This window comes from Bradyrhizobium sp. Arg816 (assembly GCF_029989365.1).
GTDB lineage: Bacteria > Pseudomonadota > Alphaproteobacteria > Rhizobiales > Xanthobacteraceae > Bradyrhizobium.
On the sequence record NZ_JAPRAQ010000003.1, the window covers coordinates 569,046 to 589,083 of the forward strand.

General features: G+C 64.7%; 20 protein-coding genes and 1 other RNA gene. 13 read left to right on the top strand and 8 right to left on the bottom strand.

Annotation, left to right across the window (positions count from 1 at the left end):
- Window positions 1–70 precede the first annotated feature (70 nt).
- From OWC48_RS11415 to OWC48_RS11435, 5 genes are all read left to right on the top strand, one after another.
- The gene (locus tag OWC48_RS11415) at window positions 71–391 is read left to right on the top strand and encodes a DUF4164 domain-containing protein (protein ID WP_020608063.1); all 321 of its coding nucleotides are present in this window, start codon (window positions 71–73) and stop codon (window positions 389–391) included.
- A complete protein-coding gene (locus OWC48_RS11420; protein ID WP_028150902.1) occupies window positions 388–771 on the top strand; it encodes a cell division protein ZapA in 384 nt (127 codons plus the stop codon). The genes OWC48_RS11415 and OWC48_RS11420 overlap by 4 nt, the downstream gene beginning before the upstream one ends.
- A 59-nt stretch (window positions 772–830) precedes the next feature.
- A non-coding RNA gene (gene ssrS / locus OWC48_RS11425) (6S RNA) lies at window positions 831–991 on the top strand.
- 191 nt (window positions 992–1,182) lie between these two features.
- A complete protein-coding gene (locus tag OWC48_RS11430; protein ID WP_282520055.1) occupies window positions 1,183–1,779 on the top strand; it encodes a 5-formyltetrahydrofolate cyclo-ligase in 597 nt (198 codons plus the stop codon).
- Window positions 1,757–2,581, top strand: a complete 825-nt coding sequence (locus tag OWC48_RS11435) for a TIGR00282 family metallophosphoesterase (RefSeq protein ID WP_212489593.1) — start codon at window positions 1,757–1,759, stop codon at window positions 2,579–2,581. Before OWC48_RS11430 ends, OWC48_RS11435 begins: the two co-directional genes overlap by 23 nt.
- Before the next feature lie 207 nt (window positions 2,582–2,788).
- Here the strand turns inward: OWC48_RS11435 and OWC48_RS11440 are convergent, their stop codons facing one another.
- Complete coding sequence (locus OWC48_RS11440) at window positions 2,789–3,856, bottom strand: GTP-binding protein (protein ID WP_282520056.1); 1,068 nt, start codon at window positions 3,854–3,856, stop codon at window positions 2,789–2,791.
- A 120-nt stretch (window positions 3,857–3,976) separates the two neighbouring features.
- Between OWC48_RS11440 and OWC48_RS11445 the strand changes: the two genes are divergently transcribed.
- Window positions 3,977–5,074 (top strand): cyclase family protein, encoded by a 1,098-nt coding sequence (locus tag OWC48_RS11445; RefSeq protein ID WP_282520057.1) that lies wholly within the window; start codon window positions 3,977–3,979, stop codon window positions 5,072–5,074.
- Window positions 5,075–5,293: 219 nt separating this feature from the next.
- On the opposite strand, the gene OWC48_RS11450 is transcribed toward OWC48_RS11445, so the two are convergent.
- The 7 genes from OWC48_RS11450 to OWC48_RS11480 form a co-directional block, all read right to left on the bottom strand.
- Window positions 5,294–6,637: a cytochrome c gene (locus tag OWC48_RS11450; RefSeq protein ID WP_282520058.1), complete on the bottom strand. Its 1,344-nt coding sequence runs from the start codon at window positions 6,635–6,637 to the stop codon at window positions 5,294–5,296.
- Window positions 6,634–8,802, bottom strand: coding sequence for a xanthine dehydrogenase family protein molybdopterin-binding subunit (locus tag OWC48_RS11455; RefSeq protein ID WP_282520059.1), 2,169 nt, complete (start codon window positions 8,800–8,802; stop codon window positions 6,634–6,636). Before OWC48_RS11455 ends, OWC48_RS11450 begins: the two co-directional genes overlap by 4 nt.
- An 8-nt stretch (window positions 8,803–8,810) precedes the next feature.
- Window positions 8,811–9,275, bottom strand: coding sequence for a (2Fe-2S)-binding protein (locus OWC48_RS11460; protein ID WP_282520060.1), 465 nt, complete (start codon window positions 9,273–9,275; stop codon window positions 8,811–8,813).
- A 604-nt stretch (window positions 9,276–9,879) separates the two neighbouring features.
- Complete coding sequence (locus OWC48_RS11465; protein ID WP_282520061.1) at window positions 9,880–10,260, bottom strand: hypothetical protein; 381 nt, start codon at window positions 10,258–10,260, stop codon at window positions 9,880–9,882.
- Window positions 10,257–10,424: a hypothetical protein gene (locus OWC48_RS11470; protein WP_282520062.1), complete on the bottom strand. Its 168-nt coding sequence runs from the start codon at window positions 10,422–10,424 to the stop codon at window positions 10,257–10,259. The genes OWC48_RS11465 and OWC48_RS11470 overlap by 4 nt, the downstream gene beginning before the upstream one ends.
- Window positions 10,425–10,922: 498 nt before the next feature.
- A complete protein-coding gene (locus OWC48_RS11475) occupies window positions 10,923–12,347 on the bottom strand; it encodes a methyl-accepting chemotaxis protein (protein ID WP_282520063.1) in 1,425 nt (474 codons plus the stop codon).
- Window positions 12,348–12,461: 114 nt separating this feature from the next.
- Window positions 12,462–14,207: a methyl-accepting chemotaxis protein gene (locus OWC48_RS11480; RefSeq protein ID WP_282520064.1), complete on the bottom strand. Its 1,746-nt coding sequence runs from the start codon at window positions 14,205–14,207 to the stop codon at window positions 12,462–12,464.
- 203 nt (window positions 14,208–14,410) lie between these two features.
- On the opposite strand from OWC48_RS11480, the gene OWC48_RS11485 reads away from it, so the two are divergent.
- The 7 genes from OWC48_RS11485 (at window position 14,411) to OWC48_RS11515 (ending at window position 19,737) form a co-directional block, all read left to right on the top strand.
- Window positions 14,411–15,157 carry a YebC/PmpR family DNA-binding transcriptional regulator gene (locus tag OWC48_RS11485; RefSeq protein ID WP_282520065.1) on the top strand — a complete coding sequence of 249 codons (747 nt, stop codon included), beginning with the start codon at window positions 14,411–14,413 and terminating at the stop codon, window positions 15,155–15,157.
- Between the two features lie 233 nt (window positions 15,158–15,390).
- Window positions 15,391–15,918 (top strand): crossover junction endodeoxyribonuclease RuvC, encoded by a 528-nt coding sequence (gene ruvC / locus OWC48_RS11490; RefSeq protein WP_282520066.1) that lies wholly within the window; start codon window positions 15,391–15,393, stop codon window positions 15,916–15,918.
- Window positions 15,915–16,532: a Holliday junction branch migration protein RuvA gene (gene ruvA, locus OWC48_RS11495; RefSeq protein ID WP_282520067.1), complete on the top strand. Its 618-nt coding sequence runs from the start codon at window positions 15,915–15,917 to the stop codon at window positions 16,530–16,532. Before ruvC ends, ruvA begins: the two co-directional genes overlap by 4 nt.
- A gap of 20 nt (window positions 16,533–16,552) precedes the next feature.
- A complete protein-coding gene (gene ruvB, locus OWC48_RS11500; RefSeq protein WP_282520088.1) occupies window positions 16,553–17,587 on the top strand; it encodes a Holliday junction branch migration DNA helicase RuvB in 1,035 nt (344 codons plus the stop codon).
- Between the two features lie 152 nt (window positions 17,588–17,739).
- Entirely contained in the window at window positions 17,740–18,657 is a 918-nt protein-coding gene (locus OWC48_RS11505; RefSeq protein WP_282520068.1) for a metallophosphoesterase, read from the top strand.
- A 69-nt stretch (window positions 18,658–18,726) separates the two neighbouring features.
- Complete coding sequence (gene ybgC, locus OWC48_RS11510) at window positions 18,727–19,176, top strand: tol-pal system-associated acyl-CoA thioesterase (RefSeq protein ID WP_282520069.1); 450 nt, start codon at window positions 18,727–18,729, stop codon at window positions 19,174–19,176.
- Window positions 19,177–19,269: 93 nt separating this feature from the next.
- Window positions 19,270–19,737, top strand: a complete 468-nt coding sequence (locus OWC48_RS11515; RefSeq protein WP_282520070.1) for a nuclear transport factor 2 family protein — start codon at window positions 19,270–19,272, stop codon at window positions 19,735–19,737.
- Window positions 19,738–20,038 lie beyond the last annotated feature (301 nt).

The following is a 20,038-nucleotide window of genomic DNA, read 5'->3' on the forward strand; positions in this document are numbered from 1 at the left end:
CTTGCCGAACCGAGTCTTTTACCGGACGGCAAGTCCCAAGGTAACGGCCACAGGTTCCGCCGCTGACTGCATGAACGATCGGGTTTCCAACAGCTCTGCCATGACGGAGTCCTCGGCCGTCGAGATCGAGATCGCGACCCGCAGACTCATGGCGGCGCTCGACGCGCTCGAAAGCGCGGTGGAGCGGCGGCGCGATGCCGATCGCGACGAGAATGAACTCGCGGCACGAATCCAGGCACTGGGCGCGGATCGCTCGCGGCTTGCCGATGAGCTCGACGGCGCGCTGGTGAAGGCGCGCAAGCTCGAGCGCACCAATCGCGAAATCTCCGATCGGCTGGATTCCGCCATCGTCACGATACGCTCGGTGCTCGATACCGGAGAGGACGGATGAGCCACATCAACGTCACCATCAACGGCCGGCAATACCGCATGGCCTGCGAGGAGGGCCAGGAGGTGCGGCTGCTCAAGCTCGCCGAAAGCCTGGAGACGCGGATTCAGTCGCTGCGCGGAAAATTCGGCGAGATCGGTGATGCCAGGCTCACCGTGATGGCGGCGCTGACCGTCTGCGACGAGCTGGTCGACGTCGGCAACCGCGTCCGCACCATGGAGCAGGAGCTGACGGAATTGCGGGATTTCCGCAATGCCGCCGTCGAGCGCGCCCGGATGACCCAGACCGCCGTGGTAAATGCGCTGAACGCCGCCGCTGAGCGCATCGAGAAGTCGACCCAGGTCCTGAACCGAACGGTGGGCAACGGCATCGCGATCGGCTGATTTTGGACGGACCGCCGGTTGGGCTGGCGATTCGTCAGTATCGTTGTTAGATTGCGCAAGCGAGGCTGCGACGTGCGTCAGGAGCCATATATCCCCGGGGCCTTATCGATCCTTTAGGGAACTGTCCCTGGCCGGGCCCGTGGGCTCGGACATATGGTGCCCACCTACTTTCGTAGGGAACTCCGGGATCGAGTGCTTCAACGGCGTTCGCGGCTTCGCACTTTTGTTTGCTTGGTTTGTGCTTGTCGAAACGACTGCGGCCAGTTCAACAGGTGTCATGCCCCGGCTTGACCGGGGCATCCAGTACGCCGCGCCCTTTGTGTGAATCACCACCGCCTCTGGAATACTGGATCACCCGCCCCGGTGCGCAAGGGCGCACAAGGCGGGTGATGACGTGGGGGACCAAAGCGCATGCCCAACTCGAAAGCCGAACTCCGTGCCAAGGCCCTCGCGGCGCGCGACGCGCTGAGCGAGAAGAAGCGCACCGACGCAGCCGCAAAGCTCGCCAAGCGCGGGCTGCCGTTCCCGCTCCTGCCCGGCAGCATCGTCTCCGGCTATTCCCCGATCCGCAGCGAGATCGATCCGCTGCCGCTGATGAAGGCCCTCGCCGAGGCGGGCGCAAGGCTCGCGCTGCCCTGCGTCACCGCCCGCGGCCAGTCGCTGATCTTCCGCATCTTCCATCCGAACGACCGCCTGATGCTCGGCCCGCTCGGCATTCCCGAGCCGTCGCCGGCAGCAAGCGAAGTCATCCCCGACGTCATGCTGACGCCGCTCGCGGCCTTCGACCGTCTCGGCCATCGCATCGGCTATGGCGCGGGGCACTACGACCACACCTTCGCGCATCTGCGCAAGGCCAAGCAGATCGTCGGCATCGGGCTTGCTTTTGCAGCGCAGGAGATCAAGGCGGTTCCGGCACTATCGCACGACGTCGCGCTGGATTATGTGCTAACGGAATCGGACGTGTTCGATTTCCGGAGTTCTGAAGTTGCGCATTCTCTTCGTGGGTGATGTCGTCGGCCGTAGCGGCCGCAACGCCATCGCCGAATATCTGCCCGGCATGGTCAAGGACTGGTCGCTGGATTTCGTCGTCGTCAACGGCGAGAATTCCGCCGGCGGCTTCGGCATCACGGAAGCGATCTATCAGGAGTTTCTCGATGCCGGGGCCGACGCGGTGACGCTCGGCAATCACTCCTGGGACCAGCGTGAAGCCCTGGTGTTCATCGAGCGCGCCGAGCGCCTGGTGCGGCCGGCGAACTACCCGCGCGGCACGCCCGGCCGCGGTGCCGCGCTGGTGGAGACCAAGAACGGCAAGCATGCGCTCGTCGTCAATGCGCTCGGCCGCGTCTTCATGACCCCGTTCGACGATCCCTTTGCTGCGCTCGAGCGCGAGCTTGGTGCCTGTCCGCTCGGCGTTGCCGCCGACGCCATCGTCGTCGACTTCCATTGCGAGGCGACCAGCGAGAAGCAGGGCATCGGCTTCTTCTGCGACGGCCGCGCCAGCCTCGTCGTCGGGACCCACACCCATGTGCCGACCGCCGACCATCAGATCCTCACGGGCGGCACGGCCTACATGACCGACGCCGGCATGACCGGCGATTACGATTCCATCATCGGCATGCAGAAGGAAGAACCGCTGCGGCGCTTCACGTCGGGGATTCCCTCAGGCCGGTTCGAGCCGGCGGCCGGCGTCGCGACGCTGAGCGGCGTTGCGGTGGAGACGGACGATGCCACGGGCCTTGCGCTAAAGATTGCGCCGGTGCGCGTCGGCGGGCGGCTGGAGCCGGCGACGCCGAAATTCTGGTTGAGCTGACGTCTCGCGGTATTGGCCACCCTCCCCTGGAGGGGGAGGGTCGCTACGCATGAAGCGAAGCGGAATGCGTAGCGGGGTGGGGTGACGGTCCCTCCGCGACGAACAGTGCCCGCGTGGAGAGATCACCCCACCCCGCTCGCGCTTCGCGCGATCGACCCTGCCCCTCCAGGGGAGGGTAAGAGCAGCGTCGCTCATTTCAAACGAGCCTCACGCCGCGGCGCGAACCGCCTGCCAGAGGTCCAACACTTCCGCACGCGCGATCCCGCGCGTGATGAAGACGATGCGCGAGCGGCGATCGCTGTCGGGCCAGCCACCAAGCGCGACCGGCGGATGGAAGACGTGATGCACGCCATGGATCACGATCGGCGCCGGTTCGTCACGGAGATTGAGGATCCCCTTCACCCGCAGCAGATCCTGGCCGCGCGCGTTGCGTAAATGCGCGAGCCAGTGCGTCACGGCCATCCAGTCGAGCGGCTCGTCGAACGCCAGCATGAAGCTCGCGATCGACGCATCGTGATCATGATGGCCATGATCATGGTGCGCGTGATGATCATGATACGCATGATCGGCGTGCACATGCGGCTCCGCGAAAGCCCGCTCGTTGAGCCAGCGTTTAACGTCTATCCTTTTCAGCTCGGGATCGATCAGGCCGGCGCCGAATAGCTGCGCGGGATCGATCTCGCCGTGACTGACGCTTTCGATTCTGGCGCCGGGATTGAGCCGCCGCAGGCGCAGCTCAAGCGCCGCGATGTCCTCGACCAGGTCGCTCTTGGTGATCAACAGCCGGTCGGCCAGCGCCACCTGTTTCACCGCCTCAAACTGCCGATCGAGCTGATGCGGCGCGTTGACCGCATCGACCGTGGTCACGACCGTGTCGAGCCGCAAGAAGTGCGAGACGAGTGGGTTGTTGAGCAGGAGCTGCACGATCGGCGCTGGGTCGGCGAGCCCGGTGGTCTCGACCAGGATGCGGCGGAACGGCGGAATCTCGCCACGGTCCCGCTTCACCAGAAGGTCCCGCAGCGTCTGCTCCAGGTCGCTGCGGATGGTGCAGCAGATGCATCCGCTCGCCAGCACGGCGACTTCGCCATCGACGCGCTCGACCAGAAGATGATCGAGACTGACCTCGCCATACTCGTTGATGATGACGGCGCTGTCTTTCATGTCGTCGTGGCGCAGCAGGCGATTGAGCAGCGTGGTCTTGCCGCTGCCGAGAAAGCCGGTGATCAGCGAAACCGGAAGTCGCTGCGCGGATTTATCGCTTTCGAACAGGCCCATGGGAAGCTCTCGCGTCGACCGTCTTATTTTTGTCGCTGGACAACAGCGTAGCGGAGGAGGAGGTTAGCGGAAACAATTTCAGAGTCAGACTTTGTTCTGACCACAACCTGGGAGGGTGCAATGTCTAACGAGATCAATGACGTAGATCAAGACGGCGGCGGCTCCACGACGGATCGCCGGACCTTGCTCCGCACCGCGGGCATCGCCGGCGTTGCTGGAGCCGCGCTCGCCGGCTCGATGCATGGCAAGTTCTCGCTTGCACCGATCAGCGAGGCCCAGGCGCAGACTGCAACCTCCATGCCCAAGGGCACCGACAAGCCCTGGTGGCCATCGAAATGGGGCAAGGACGACGAGTGCGGTGCATCAAATCATATCACGCCCGAAAAAGTCCTCGACGCCGCGAAATGGATCAAGGACGGCAAGATCTACAAGATTGGCCGCGTCTACGAAGGCGCCATGCCGCTGTTCGGACCGCGCGCGTTCACGCTGCGCATTCCCGGCAGCCCGACCGGCGGCCCGTTCGGTGACAACAAGATGGTCTATCACGACGAATTCCTGACCACCGAGATCGGCCAGACCGGCACACAGTTCGATGGCCTTGGCCATATCGGAATCCAGCTGGGCAGGGACGGCGACAAGAACGAGATGCGGTTCTACAACGGTTTCACCGCCCAGGAGATCAGCGACGCCTATGGTCTGAAGAAGCTCGGCGTCGAGAAGCTGAAGCCGCTGTTCACCCGAGCGCATCTCGTCGACATGGTCGCGCTGAAGGGCGGGATGATGGACGCCGGCCAGGAAATCTCGGCGGCCGACATCAAGGCCGCGCTGGCGAAGCAGAACATTCCCGAGAGCGACATCAAGCCGGGCGATGCGATCATGTTCCACACCGGCTGGGGCTCGCTGTGGATGAAGAACAACGATCGCTTCAACAGCGGCGAGCCGGGCATCGGCCTCGATGCTGCGAAGTGGGTGGTCGAAAAGGATCTTGCGCTGACCGGCGCAGACACCTGGGCGGTCGAGGTCGTGCCCAATCCCGACAAGTCGCTCGCTTTCGTGGTCCACTCCGAGCTGCAGACCAAGCATGGCATCCACAACCACGAGAATCTGATCTTCGACGATCTGATCGCCGACAAGAAGTACCAGTTCGTCTATTGCTTCGCGCCGGCCCCGATCAAGGGCGCCACGGGCAGCAATGGATGTCCGATCGCGATTACGTGACAGCCTTGTAAGGGGATGCGCGATGCGACCCTCCCCTGGAGGGGGAGGGTCGATCGCGCAAAGCGCGAGCGGGGTGGGGTGATCTCTCCCCACGGGCAGTGTTCGAGGTGGAGAGACTGTCACCCCACCCCGGCCCACATTTCGCTGCGCTCAATACGAGCCGACCCACGGACGAGCTACGCTCGTCCCGGACCCCTCCAGGGGAGAGTAAGAGAAGACCTACTCCGCCGTCTGCTCCCGCAGCTCCGCGACGTCCTTTGCCGTCAGCTTCGAGCCCTTGGTGCCGAACCGTGCCGTGACGTAGTTCGCCACCGCCGCAATCTCGTCGTCGCTATACGCATCGCCGAACGCCGGCATCGAGAGCGCGCCGTCCGGCGTATGCCGCTTGGTGCCCGAGAGCACGATCTGCGCGACGTTGGTGGCGGCGGGGTCGTTGACGGCCCAGGTGCCGGTCAGCGTCGCCATCGGCGAGACCGGGCTCTCGCCGCTCCAGCCGTGGCAGCTGGCGCAGGCGCTCGCGAACACCTGCTTGCCGCGGGCGTTCGCCGTCACGCCGTCCTTGTGCGAAGCGGGCGCGACCGGCGCCGTGGTCGCAGGCAGGTCGGGCGAGGCCACCGGCGGCACGCTGCGCAGATAGGTGACGACCGCGCGGATGTCTTCAGGAGCGAACTGGCTGAAGCTGTGGTCGACCGCTTCGCCCATCGGACCCGAGGCCGAGCCGTGGCCCGGTGCGTGGCCGAGCGAGAGATACGAGATCAGGTCCTCGTCGCGCCAATTGCCGAGGCCGGTGGCCTTGTCGGAGGAGATGTTGAAGGCGCGCCAGCCGGCCGTGATCGCGCCGCCGAACTTCTTGCGGTTGTCGAGCGCAAAGCCGAGATTGCGCGGCGTGTGGCACTCGCCGCAATGCGCCAGCGCTTCGGCGAGATACGCGCCTCTGTTCCACTCCAGGCTCTTCGAGGTATCCGGCGTAAAGCGCGTGTCCGGATTGAACACGGCCGACCAGAAGATCATCGCCCAGCGCTGGTTGAACGGGAATGACAGCGTGTTGTCGGGCGCTTTCGCGCGCACAGCCGGCAGGCTGAACAGATAGGCCTTCACCGCCAGCACGTCATCGTCCGTCATGTAGGTGTAGGACGTGTAGGGCATGGCCGGATAGAGCCGCGCGCCGTCATGACGCGTGCCGCGCTGGACCGCGTTGAGGAAATCCTGGTCGCTGTAATTGCCGATGCCGGTGTCCTTGTCCGGCGTGATGTTGGTCGAATAGAGCGTGCCGAACGGCAGCTTGAAGCCGAGCCCGCCGGAATATTCCTTCCCGCCGGGACTGGTGTGGCAGACCATGCAGTCGGCCGCCTTCGCGAGATACTCGCCGCGTTCGACCAGGCTTGCTTTCTCCAGCTTGGCCGGTACGCCGGTTGGCTTGCCTGCGCGATAATCCGCCAGCGCCACTTTGGTGCCGCCGGCGAAGTCGAGCGGGCCGGGCCCGCGGATGATCCAGACGCCGAGCGCCGCCACCACGATGGCGATCACGACCAGGCTTGTGAGGATACGCACCTTGCCGCTCATGCCTTCTTCCCCGCAGCCAGAAGTTTCCGGTCGATCGGCAGGCACCGCAGCGCCACGCCGGTTGCGGCGTAAATCGCGTTGCGCAGCGCCGGTGGTCCGCCATTGACGCCGGCTTCGCCGATGCCGCCCGGCGCCTCGCCGCTCTTGACCACGATGACCTCGATCTTCGGCGTCTCGTTGATGCGCATCATGCGGTAGTCGTGGAAGTTCGACTGCTGCACGCGGCCCTTGTCGATGGTGATCTCGCCATAGAGCGCAGCGGTGAGGCCGAAGATCAGTCCGCCCTCGATCTGCGCCTTGATCGTATCGGGGTTGACCGCAATGCCGGTGTCGACCACCGAGGTGATGCGGCGCAGCGTGACCTCGCCGATGTCGTCGATCTCCGCTTCCACGACAGTTGCAAGGAAGCTCGCAAACGACGGCTGCAGGCAGACGCCGCGGCCAACGCGGGCCGGCAGCGGTTGGCCCCAGCCGGATTTCTCCGCGGCGAGGTTGAGCACCGCGAGCGCGCGCGGAGTCTTGGTCAGCATCGACCTTCGGAACTCGACCGGATCCTTGCCGGCCTTGCGCGCAAGTTCGTCCAGCGCGCATTCGAATGCGAACACGTTGTTGTTCGGGCCGACGCCGCGCCAGAAGCCGGTCGGCACCGCCGGTGGCTCGGCACGGACATATTCGACGTGGAAGTTGGGAAAATCGTAGGGCGTTTCAACGGCGGCATCGACCGCGTCGATGTCGACGCCCTTCTGGAACGCCGGCGGCAACCAGCGCGCAATCACCGCCGAGCCGGCAATCTTGTACTTCCAGGCCGCCACCTTGCCGTCGACCAGGGTCGCATTGACCTGGTCGCGATAGACCGGGCGGTAGACGTCGTGCTGGATGTCCTCCTCGCGGGTCCAGATCACCTTGACGGGATAGTCGACCTGCTTGGCGATCTTCACCGCCGTGATCACCATGTCCGGCTCGAGCTTGCGGCCGAAGCCGCCGCCGAGCAGGTGGTTGTTGACGATCACCTTGTCGACGGGAAGGCCCGCTGCTTTCGCCGCCTCCGACTGCACGCGCGTCATGATCTGCGTGCCGGTCCAGATCTCGCAGGCATCCGGCCTGACGTGGACGGTGGCGTTGATCGGCTCCATCGAGGCATGCGCGAGGAACGGCAGTTCGAAGCTCGCCTCGAACTTGTCGCCACTCGCAAGACCCTTGGCGATGTCGCCGACCGATTTCGCGACCGCGCCATCCTTCTCGCTGGCTGCGCGCAGATCCTGCCAGATGTCCTTTGTGCTGAGCTTTGCGTTCGGTCCCTCGTTCCACTCGATCTTGAGCGCGTCCAGCCCCTTCTTCGCGGCCCACATGTGGTCGCCGATCACCGCAACGGTGTCCTCGAGCACCACGACCTTGCGCACGCCCGGGATTTTCGTCGCCGCGCTGTCGTCGACCTTGCCGACCTTGCCGCCGAACACCGGGCAGACGGCCACCGTCGCGATCTTCATGTTGGGCAGGATCGCATCGATGCCGTAGACGACCTTGCCGTTGATCTTGTCAGGCGTGTCGAGCCGCTTCAGCGGCTGGCCGATGATGACGAAGTCCTTGGGGTCCTTGAGCACGACGTCCTTCGGCGGCGTCTGACCCTGCGCGGCCAGCGCCAGTGCGCCATAGCCGAGCTTGCGGCCGCTTGCCGTATGCACGACCTCGCCCTTTGCGGCCGTGCAGCTTGCAGGGTCGACCTGCCATTGTGTTGCGGCGGCCTGCACCAGCATCGCCCGCGCGCCGGCACCCGCTTCGCGTAGCGGCTTCCACCAGGCGCGGATCGAGGTCGAACCACCCGTCGCCTGCAGGCCGAAGGCGGGATTGGCGTAGAACTTGTCGTTCGGCGGCGCATGCAACACCGCAACCTTTGCCCAATCGGCGTCGAGCTCTTCGGCCAGAACCATCGAGATCGCGGTGTAGATGCCCTGGCCCATCTCCACCTGCGGCATGATCAGTGTGGTCTGGCCGGTCTCGTCGATACGGATGAAGGCGTTGGGCGCGAACTTGCCGTCGGTCGTATCCTTCGGCTGCTCCGGCTCATTGACCGCGGCCCGCAGCGGCAGGCGAAAGGCGAGCACGAAACCGGTGGCGAGACCGCCGGTCATAAGCGTGCGGCGGGAGAGGCTGTTGTGTGCATTCATGGCGGACCTCAGGACTGACGGCCGTTGGCGGCCTGCTTGATGGCCTCGCGGATGCGCACATAGGTGCCGCAGCGGCAGATGTTGCCGGCCATCGCGGCGTCGATGTCGGAATCATCCGGATGCGAGGTGGTTGCCAGCAACGCGGCGGCCGCCATGATCTGGCCGGACTGGCAATAGCCGCACTGGATCACCTCGAGATCGAGCCAGGCCTTCTGCACCTTCGCACCCGACGGCGTGTTGCCGACGGCCTCGATGGTGGTGATGGCGCGGTTCGCGACCGCGCTGACCGGCAGCACGCAGGAGCGCACGGCCTTGCCGTCGACATGCACCGTGCAGGCGCCGCATTGCGCGATGCCGCAGCCGAATTTGGTGCCGGTCATTCCGAGGATGTCGCGCAGCACCCACAGCAGCGGCATTTCCGGCGGCGCGTCGAACGATTTGGTTTCGCCGTTGATGGTGAGAGTTGTTGCCATAAGCATCCCCTTGCTCGCTTGATCGCTTACGGCGATCTAGTCGGCGAATTCGTGCGCGACAATAATCATACCGATGCGAAACGATGAAGCGCCAGAATTTCTGGCGATGCATATTTGCGCTGCCGGCGCGTCAGGCCATGACGTTCACGAATTTGTGCGGCGATCTCTGCAACGGAATTGGGCTAATTGATATGATAAGCGTCATGTTTTGACGCATTTTCGTCGCAGCACCGTTGATCGCCGCAGATGATCGTGCGAATGCGGAAATTCATGCGATGACGAAATTCGTGCGATTGGGAAAGTCGGGCGGCGGCGAGCGCGTCCGACATCGTTGCGCCCTCTGCCCTTGTGGGAGAAGGCCGGACACAGTCACGGAGGAAACGTCGCCTTGCTCGCCTGCGAAGCGCTCGAACACACGCCAAGAAGCTGGCACGCTGTCAGGCCGACATCGGACGTGACCGCGCATGTCCGCTTATCGGTTCGCACGTCGCAGCACGTAATCCGGCTTGACGTAAACGAAGCGCGCTGCCGCGAACAGGCGCGAAAGTCCTCGCCAACGATGGGCGAGATGCAGGATCGCTAAGTCATTCGTATCGCGTATTGTTCAGTCGTGTGCAGTGTTGGAGCTGGAGATCCTAGCACGCCATCGCTCTTCAAACGTGTCAGGGCCCTCTTTCAGGGCCAACGCTTGTGCATCGAAAGGATTGCCGGGCTTGTTGGCGATGAGAATGCCTGCAGCTTCTCCGCGAGAACCAGGTTGGGGACGCCGCTCTGTAGGCCATTCCAGCAATGCTTTCGATAGCATCGGTTTGCCCGCGTACCAGCATTTCCGTCCGTCGATGAGACGGTAGGACCACCATTGCCCTTGCGGATTTGGCGGCATTGCAGCGCTGCATTGTTGCTTGGCATGCAGGCTGGTCATTTCGAGCGATGAGAGCGCAACAATGCCAACGGTTAAAGAAAACGCTTGAAGTGGTTTGTTCATGGGCGCTGCAATCGACTTACAGCAACGATCAAGGCAGGCCGTTCGAGAACTTCCACCAACTTTTCAAGAATACGCGCATTATCCTTGGGATGGGGCCGAAGGAATTCTTCCAATATGAGTTGCGCGTCGCTAATCGCTTCCAGGGCTAATTGCTGATCAGTCATCACTGCTTACTCATCAATTAGTTGCGCTGAGGAAGCGAGCGAAGGGAGAGATCAAGTCATCTTTGAGGAATATCCCCGCTCTTCTTTTCACTTTTTATTTCAAATCTCGCGCCTCGGCCGCAGCTTCCGTGTCGCGGGGCGCGCTCCGCGCGTTCGTTTCGATGGCGGCGCATGTTCTTCTTATTCGATGCAAAAACAAAACCGCGTAACGGAAGCTCGGCTATCTCTTCCAAGGCGATCCGCTTCTGAGCGGCCGACAAATGTCTGTAATGGAGGTCGGTGCGGCTGGATCCAGATTTAAAAACCAACCCCATCTCCCACAAGGGGAAAAGGGAAGAGGGGGGGGGATTTCGGAATAGTAGCATTGTGCGCCTGTTTTGCCCGACGAGTCAAACTGCGTCCTGGCCCGCCGGCGCAAGCCATTGATTCTCCACGCCCCGGCTACTGTGCATGGGGTTGTTTTTCAGATTTTTGATTGAGCGGCCGCAGCAGCGGCCCTCAGCTCTGCCGAAATCCCATCCGGAAGGCGCCCCAGTGCTTGCCGCGGATCACGATCGGCGAGGACAGGTCCTTCATCAGCACGAACTGCCCGCCGCCCATGTCGCGGCGATAGGTCTGGAGCAGGAACGGTTTTGTGTTGGCTGCAACCTTCTTCACCGCGCGGTCGCTGAACAGGCGGCGATTGCGGCAATTGGCGTTGTTCCAGACGGGATCCTTGCCCTGCGGCAGGCGGTAGTTCGGGTTGTGAGTCGGCAGATAGCCGCCCTTGGCCCAGGCGACGCAGAACACGATGCGGGGGTCTGACTTCTGGATCGGGTCCTGGATGGCGGGCAGCACGCGGTCGGTGAAGTCGACGTAGTTCGTGTTGTATTGCTTGGGATCGGTGCCGGGGATGTCCCGGTAGTTCTCGTCCATGAGCTGGTCGAGCGTGATCTCGCCGCGGTCGATTGCGGCCTCGAACTCGTCCGAGATCCGCTTTGCGGTCTCGACGACGACGCGGATCAGCGGCGCATCCGATGTCTCGACGCCGCTGTCGGCGATCATTGCGATCAGCGCTTCGGACGTGTCGAGCAGTTTTGTCACGCGCTGATCGGCGTTCCTGAGATCGCGCGAGGACAGGTCGACGCCCTTGGCGAGCTCGTTGAGCTCGCTGATGACCGTGTCGCAATGGCCGAGATTGGAGGTCGCGGCGCGCGTGACGCTGTCGATCTCCGCTTCCACGGAGGCAAAACCCTGCTGGACCCGCGAGATGATGCCGGAGATCTGCTGGGCGCCTTCGCCGGCGGTCTTGGCGCGTTGCGAGGCGTCGCTGCTCTCGCCGATCAGGCCTTCGATCTGGCCGTCGAGATCGCGCACGGTGTCGGAGATCTGATGCGTGGCCGCACGGGTAGCCTCCGCGAGATTCTTGACCTCGCTTGCCACCACCGCAAAGCCGCGGCCGGCATTGCCGGCGCGGGCGGCTTCGATGGTGGCATTGAGCGCGAGCAAATTGGTCTGCTTGGCGATCGCCTCGATCGAGCCGGACACTTTCGCCACCTGCGCCAGCGCCGAGCCGACGGCGCTCAGGCGCGCCTCGATCCGCGCCACGGCTGCGACGAGCTCGGAGATGTGGCTGACCGCGGTGTCGACCGCGCCGCGCGATTGCGCGATCTCGCCGACCGCCGCCGATGCGGTCGATTGCACCGCTTGCGACGCATTGGCGATATCGTGATTGGCTGAGACCATCGTCTCGGCCGTCTCCTGGAGGTGATGGAACCGTTCGGACTGGTTCGCGACGCGGTTTGCGACTTCCTGGACGTTGCCGGCGATGTCGGCGAGCTCGACGCCGAGACCGCCGATGCGGTCGGCGAGCTGGTCGATCAGGCGTTCGGCAAGTGTCCGGTTGGAGCCGGTGTCCAGGACTGCCAGTTGTGCGACGGACATGTTTTGAGAGTCCTCCAGTCAGAGCCGTTCGCCGGCTCTCCGCGGCATTCCCATTCCCATTCCAATTCCAGCCTTAAAGGATGATTCGCGGCCGGCGTCTTGCCTGAGCGTGCACTACAGCTTGTAAGCCGTGCGGAATCCGCCCCAGTGCCGGCCCTGGACGCGGATCGGAACGTCGATCTCGCGCATCATCACGGTGTTGCCGTTGCCCATGTCGCGGGCATAGCTCTGGACCAGGTACGAGCGCAGGTTGCGTGCGGCGGCGAGCCCTGCCGGGTCGTTGAAGATCCGCCGGTTGCGGCTGTTGGCGGTATTCCAGGCGGTGTCGCCCGGCCGCTGCGGATGCGAATAGATCTTGTTGTGCACCGGCAGGAAGCCGTTGCGGTCGACCATGGCGCAGAATGCCATGCGCGGTTCCTTGGCGAGAAAGGCTTCCTGGAACGCCGGCAGCGCGCGGTCGGCCCAGTCCAGATATTTCGTGCGGTATTGCTGCGGATTGGTGCCGGCGATCTCTGCATAGTCGGTGTCGAAGAGGTCGTCGATCTTGACCTCGCCGCGTGCAACCGCCTGCTCGAAAATCCGGGTCAGCGCCGTGCCGGCTTCCATGGCGCGGGTGACGAACTCGGTGTTCTCCTCGTGGATCGACCAGAGCCTGTCTTCGATCTTCTCGCTGAGATCGGCGTCGGGGCTGACGAATTGCGCGCGGGCGCCGGCCTTGGACTGCTCGATCACGCGCAGGCGGCAGGCGCCGACGCCTTCGAGGGTGCCGTCGACGACGGCCTGCGTGGCAAGCTTCGCCGCCTCCGCGCCGCCGATCAGCACGCCGTCCATCGCGATCTCGTAGACCTGCAACACGCCGCGCGCGGTTTCGAACTTGAGATGGCAGGGCAGCCGCTCGGTCTTGCGGCGGTCGTCGTGCTCGCTCTGGCGCAGCAGCACCGCACAGCGCGATTTCAGCTTCCGTGCGAAGGTGGTGACGGCCTTGCCGGCGCTGGCGACGTTCTCGCCGTGGGTCTCGGCGGCCTTGGTCGCGGCGTCGATCTCGGCCGCGCTCTCGCCGACGGAGATGATGAACTGCGACGCGCTTGCCGCGTTGCCGGAGACCTCGCTGGTGGTGGCATTCTGCTCGGCGACCGCGCCGTTGACGGTGTCGAACACCGGGCGGATCGCCTCGATTGCCTGCGCGATGCGGTGCACGGCGTCGGCCGAGCCGGCGGCGTCGCGCTGGAGCGCGTCGATCTTCCTGGTGATCTCCTCCGTCGCGCCCTGGGTCTGCACCGCGAGCGCCTTCACTTCGGTGGCGACGACCGCAAAGCCCTTGCCGGCCGCACCCGCACGCGCGGCCTCGATGGTGGAGTTCAGCGCGAGCAGCGTCGTCTGCCGTGCGATCTGCGCGATCAGATTGACGACATTGCCGATGGCGGCGGAGGATTCGCGCAGGCGGTCGACATTGGCGCGGGCTTCCTGCGCCGCGGCGCTGGCTTCGTCGGCGAGCTTGCCGGCCGCGCGCACCTGCGCGCCGATGCCTTGCGCGGACTGGGTGAACTTGTCGGCGGCATGGGCAAAGCTCGACGCGTTCGACTGGGCGGCATTGGTGCGGCCGGTGAGGGCGTCGGTGCGCTCGCGAATATCCGCGAGCGTTGCCGCGGTCGCCTCCGCGCCGCCGGCGACCGAATTGGCGGCGCGCTCGAGCTGGCGGATCATGGCGCCGAGCTCGAGTTCCAGCAGTTCCAGGATTTCCCTGGCCGAATCGGCATCAGCGGCCGGGACGGGCTCGGAATTGGCCGCCGGCGGAGCCTGCGGGGCGGCCGCCGGCGCAGCCATGTCCGGCTGACGCTTCCGAAATAATGCGAACGCCATCAGGTCACTCTTGTCGGGAGACGGGTAGACGCTATTTTCGCAGGCCGGAATGAAATCAGGGTTAACGATGCCTGACTTCTGGGCACGTTCCACTACGGTACTACCTTAAAGTATGAGAGGCCCTTTCATTCCGGTGGGTTGGCGGCCTATAAGGCCGCGCTTCCCACGCTCACCTTTGGCGCACGATTCCTGACGAGACACGCATGGCCGGACATTCCCAATTCAAGAACATCATGCACCGCAAGGGGCGGCAGGATGCCCAGAAGTCGAAGCTGTTCGGCAAGCTGGCGCGGGAAATCACCGTCGCGGCCAAGCTCGGCACGCCCGACCCCAACATGAATCCGCGCCTGCGTGCCGCCATCATCGCGGCGCGCCAGGAGAACATGCCGAAGGACAATATCGAGCGCGCCGTCAAGAAGGCGCTCGGCAATGACGGCGAGAACTATGACGAGATCCGCTACGAGGGTTACGGCCCCGGCGGCGTCGCCGTCATCGTCGAGGCGCTGACCGACAACCGCAACCGCGCCGCCTCCGACATCCGCTCCTTCTTCACCAAGTCGGGCGGCAATCTCGGCGAAACCGGCTCGGTCTCCTTCATGTTCGACCGCACCGGCATCATCGAATACGACCGCAGCGTCGCCTCCGACGACGCGGTGCTGGATGCCGCGATCGAGGCCGGTGCCGATGACGTGGTCTCGGGCGAAGGCGGACACGAGATCTACGCCTCGACCGAAGGCTATCGCGACGTCGCCAAGGCGCTGGAAGCCAAGTTCGGCGAGCCGCGCAAGGCCGCGCTGATCTGGAAGCCGCAGAATACGCTGGCGGTCGACGACGAGACCGGCGAGAAGCTCTTGAAGCTGATGGACCTGCTCAACGAGCACGACGACGTCCAGCACGTCTACGCCAATTTCGAGGTGTCCGACGCGCTGATGGCGAAGATGGGCGGCTGAGGCAGCCAGCTCCGAATTTCCCTGTCGTCGCCCGGCTTGACCGGGCGACCCAGTATTCCAGAGACGCCAGCGAGATACGGAGAAGCCGCGGCGTACTGGATACCCCGTTTTCGCGGGGTATGACGTCGGAGGGTGCTGCGGGCAGCGCGGCAATCTCCGACGAGTCCCACTTCCCCTGTTACTTCCGTTCTGTTTCTGTTTCCCCCACCGCAGCCAGCCGCTATCACTGGCCCATGACTGCGCTCCCGATTCGTGGCCCCGTTCGCATCATCGGCATCGACCCCGGCCTGCGCCGCACCGGCTGGGGCGTGATCGAGGCCGAGGGCAATCGCTTGATCTGCGTCGCCTGCGGCTCGGTGGAACCGCCGGACGATTTGCCGCTGGCGAGCCGGCTGCTCGCGATCCATGAGGGGCTTGCCGCCGTCCTGTCCGGTCACAAGCCGATGGAAGCCGCGGTCGAGCAGACCTTTGTGAACAAGGACGGCGTCGCGACGCTGAAGCTCGGCCAGGCCCGCGGCGTCGCCATGCTGGCGCCCGCGATGTTCGGCATTACTGTTGCCGAATACGCGCCGAACCAGGTCAAGAAGACGGTGGTCGGCGCCGGTCACGCCGACAAGCACCAGATCGCGATGATGCTGAAGATTTTGCTGCCCAAGGCCGAGCCGCCGTCAGCGGACGCCGCCGACGCGCTCGCCATCGCTATCACCCACGCCCATCACCGCCAGAGCACGGCGCTCAGGCTGAAGGTGGCGGGCTTATGATCGGCAAGCTCAAGGGCCTGATCGATTCCTATGGCGAGGATTATGTGCTCCTCGACGTCGGCGGCGTCGGCTATCAGGTGCACTGCTCGACGCGCACGCTGCAGCATCTGCCGTCGCCCGGTGAAGCCGCAGTGCTGTCGATCGAGACCTACGTCCGCGAAGATCAAATAAAGCTGTTCGGCTTCCGCACCGACCAGGAGCGCGAATGGTTTCGCCTGCTCCAGACCGTGCAGGGCGTCGGCGCCAAGGTCGCGCTCGCGGTGCTCGGCACGCTCGTGCCTTCCGACCTCGCAAATGCCATCGCGCTGCGCGACAAGGCCGCGGTGGCGCGTACGCCCGGCGTCGGTCCCAAGGTTGCCGAGCGCATCGTCACCGAATTGAAAGACAAGGCGCCGGCCTTCGCCAATGTCGATCCCGCTGTCGTGCATCTCGCCGGCGCCGTCGACGACCAGCGTGCGCCGCGGCCCGTCGCGGACGCGATCTCCGCGCTCGTCAATCTCGGCTACGGCCAGCCGCAGGCGGCGGCGGCGATTGCATCCGCATCGCGCAGCGCGGGTGAGAATGCCGAGACGGCGCAGCTCATTCGCCTCGGGCTGAAGGAGCTCGCGAAGTGAGCGACCCCAAGGCCAACCGCATGGTCACGCCCGAGCGCCGCAGCGACGATGTCGGCGATACCGCGCTGCGCCCGCAATCGCTGTCCGACTTCGTCGGCCAGCAGCAGGCGCGCAAGAACCTCTCGATCTTCATCGAGGCGGCACGCAAGCGTGGCGAGGCGCTGGATCACGTGCTGTTCGTAGGTCCGCCCGGCCTGGGCAAGACCACGCTGGCGCAGATCGTCGCCAAGGAGCTCGGTGTCGGCTTTCGCGCGACCTCGGGTCCGGTGATCGCCAAGGCCGGCGATCTCGCCGCACTCCTCACCAACCTCGAAGAGCGCGACGTGCTCTTCATCGACGAGATCCATCGTCTGAGCCCCGCGGTGGAAGAAGTGCTCTATCCCGCGATGGAGGACTTTCAGCTCGACCTGATCATCGGCGAGGGCCCGGCGGCACGCTCGGTGAAGATCGAGCTGTCGAAATTCACGCTCGTCGGCGCCACCACGCGCGCAGGCCTCCTCACCAATCCCTTGCGCGACCGCTTCGGCATTCCGGTGCGGCTCAATTTCTACACCATCGAAGAGCTGGAAAGCATCGTCACCCGCGGCGCGCGCGTGCTCAATGTCGGCATGAGCGCCGACGGTGCCAACGAGATCGCGCGCCGTGCCCGCGGCACGCCGCGCATCGCCGGCCGCCTGCTGCGGCGCGTGCGCGATTTCGCCTCCGCCGCCGATGCAGCCTCGATCGACCGCAAGATCGCCGACCACGCGCTGAGCGCGCTCGAGGTCGACGCCGCGGGCCTCGACGCCATGGACCGCCGCTACCTCACCACCATCGCGCAGAACTATGGCGGCGGCCCGGTCGGCGTCGAGACGATGGCTGCCGCGCTGTCCGAGCCGCGCGATGCGATCGAGGACATCATCGAGCCCTATCTCATTCAGTGCGGCTATCTCCAGCGCACACCGCGCGGCCGCCTGCTCACCTCGCACGCCTTCCGCCATCTCGGCATCGCCGAGCCCTCGCGCGATGCCGCGGCACAGTTCGGCCTGTTCGGCTCGGACGAGAGCGACGACTGATCTCGCGCAAATGCCGGGTGCAGCTATCGTCATGAACTCCCGGTAACCTTTGTGCAGACAGTCTGCACGCGAATGCAGACCGTCTGCACGAGCGGACCCAAATTCCGCTTCAATCGGACCGCATCACAAAGCTGCATCACCATCGGGCTTCCATGATCACGCGTCGTCATCTCATCCGTTCCATCGGCGGCCTGTCCGCGCTCGGCGTCTCGACCGCGGCCTATGGCGTCGGCGTCGAGCCGCTGCGGCTCCGCGTCACCCGTTATCACCCGACCCCGCGGCAATGGCCGGCGGATTTTCCGCTCAAGATCGCCATCGTCACCGACATTCATGCCTGTGATCCCTGGATGTCGCTGGAGCGGATCGAGGGCATCGTCGATCGCACCAATGCGCTCAACGCCGATGTCATCGTGCTGCTCGGCGACTATGTCGCGGGTGTTCACCAGGTCACGCGCATCATTCCGTCGAGCGAATGGGCCAAGGTGCTCGCGGGCCTCAAGGCACCGCTCGGCGTCCATGCCGTCATGGGCAATCACGATTATTGGGTGGACAGGGCCGTGCAGCAGGCCGGGCACGGGCCGACAGCCGCCCATCGCGCGCTGGAGGCGGCTGGCATTCCCGTTTACGAGAACGACGTCGTGCGTCTCACCAAGGACGGACGCTCCTTCTGGCTCGCGGGCCTCGGCGATCAGCTCGCCTACTATCCCGCGAAGCGCTATGGCCGAAGCGTGCACCGGCTTGGCGCCGACGATCTCGCGGGCACGCTGGCGAAGGTCACCGACGATGCGCCGGTCATCCTGCTCGCGCATGAGCCCAATATCGCGCCGCTCGTACCCGCGCGCGTCGCGCTGCAACTGTCCGGTCATACCCATGGCGGCCAGGTCCGCCTGTTCGGCTGGTCGCCGGCTGTTCCGCCTCAGCACGGCGTGCGGCTCGCCTATGGTCACTTCCGGCTGAAATGCGACGTCATCGTCTCCGGCGGCCTCGGTTGCAGCATCATGCCGGTCCGCGTCGGCGTGCCGCCTGAGATCGTCGAGGTGACGCTGGGAAGGACGCCGGCCGTGGCATAAGCTGCGCTTGCGCGGCCGGCTGTTTTTGCGCAAAACGGGCCGGTTGCAAAAAGCGAAGAGGCTCGCGACGTGACAGCCCATCTCGACGGCGAGATCCGCGACGGCCGCCATCACATGCAGGTCCGCGTCTACTACGAGGACACGGATTTCTCCGGCATCGTCTATCACGCCAATTATCTCCGCTACTTGGAGCGTGGGCGCACCAATCATCTGCGGCTGATGGGGGCCGAGCAGCAGGCACTGTTCGACCAGGTCGAAACGGAGGGCGCGGGCTTTGCCTTCGTGGTGCGCTCGATGCATCTGGATTTTCTGAAACCCGCGCGGATGGACGACGTGCTCGACGTCGTGACGTGGCCGGTTGCGGTGAAAGGCGCCTCCATCATGCTGGCGCAGGAGGTGCGGCGGGCCGAGGACTTGCTGGTGAAAGCCGAGGTGCGCGTCGCCTTCATCAGCGGCGGCCGCGCCCAGTCGATCCCGAAATCGATCCGCACCCTGATGAAGGCCGATCTGATTTCCTGATCGCCCGATAAGTGATCGCGCGATAAGTGATGGCCTATCGACTCCGCCAATTGCGGCGATAGATTGCGGCCTGGACCAACCGATGAGGCCACCATGTCGCGCCCGCCGCTTCCACCCTTCACCCGTGAGACCGCCGCGCAAAAGGCGCGCATGGCCGAGGACGCCTGGAATTCGCGCGATCCGGTGAAAGTCTCGCTTGCCTACACCGAGGACAGCCGCTGGCGCAATCGCTCGGAGGTGTTCCAGGGCCGCGAAGCCATCGTCGCCTTCCTCACCCGCAAATGGGAGAAGGAGCAGGAGTATCGCCTGATCAAGGACCTCTGGGCTTTCGACGGCAACCACATCGCGGTGCGCTTTCAGTACGAATGGCATGACGCCAGCGGCCAGTGGTATCGCTCCTACGGCAACGAGCAATGGGAGTTCGACGAGCACGGGCTGATGCGGCGCCGCGAGGCCTCGATCAACGACATCATGATTGCGGAGAAAGACCGCCGGTTTCACTGGCCGGCGCCGGGACCGCGGCCGGCGGAGGTGCCGGGGCTGGGGACCGAGCCGTTCTGAGGCTTGCGGAGATAGTGCAGCGAGCACGCTGCACCCTCTCCCCCTGTGGGAGAGGGTGGCTCGCCGCGCAGCGGCGAGGCGGGTGAGGGGTGTCTCTCCGCTCGTGACCCTCTTGCAATTGAGCTTGCCGAAGCAACCCCTCATCCGGCGCTTCGCGCCACCTTCTCCCACAAGGGGCCTGTTGCGTTATCGGCTCTTGAGGCTGAAGACGTCAGGAGAGAAGGCCTTGGTCCCGGTAATTTCCTGCCAAGATCTGTAGTTGTCGCCCTCGGCGGGCGGCTCACGCGGCGATCGTGGCCCA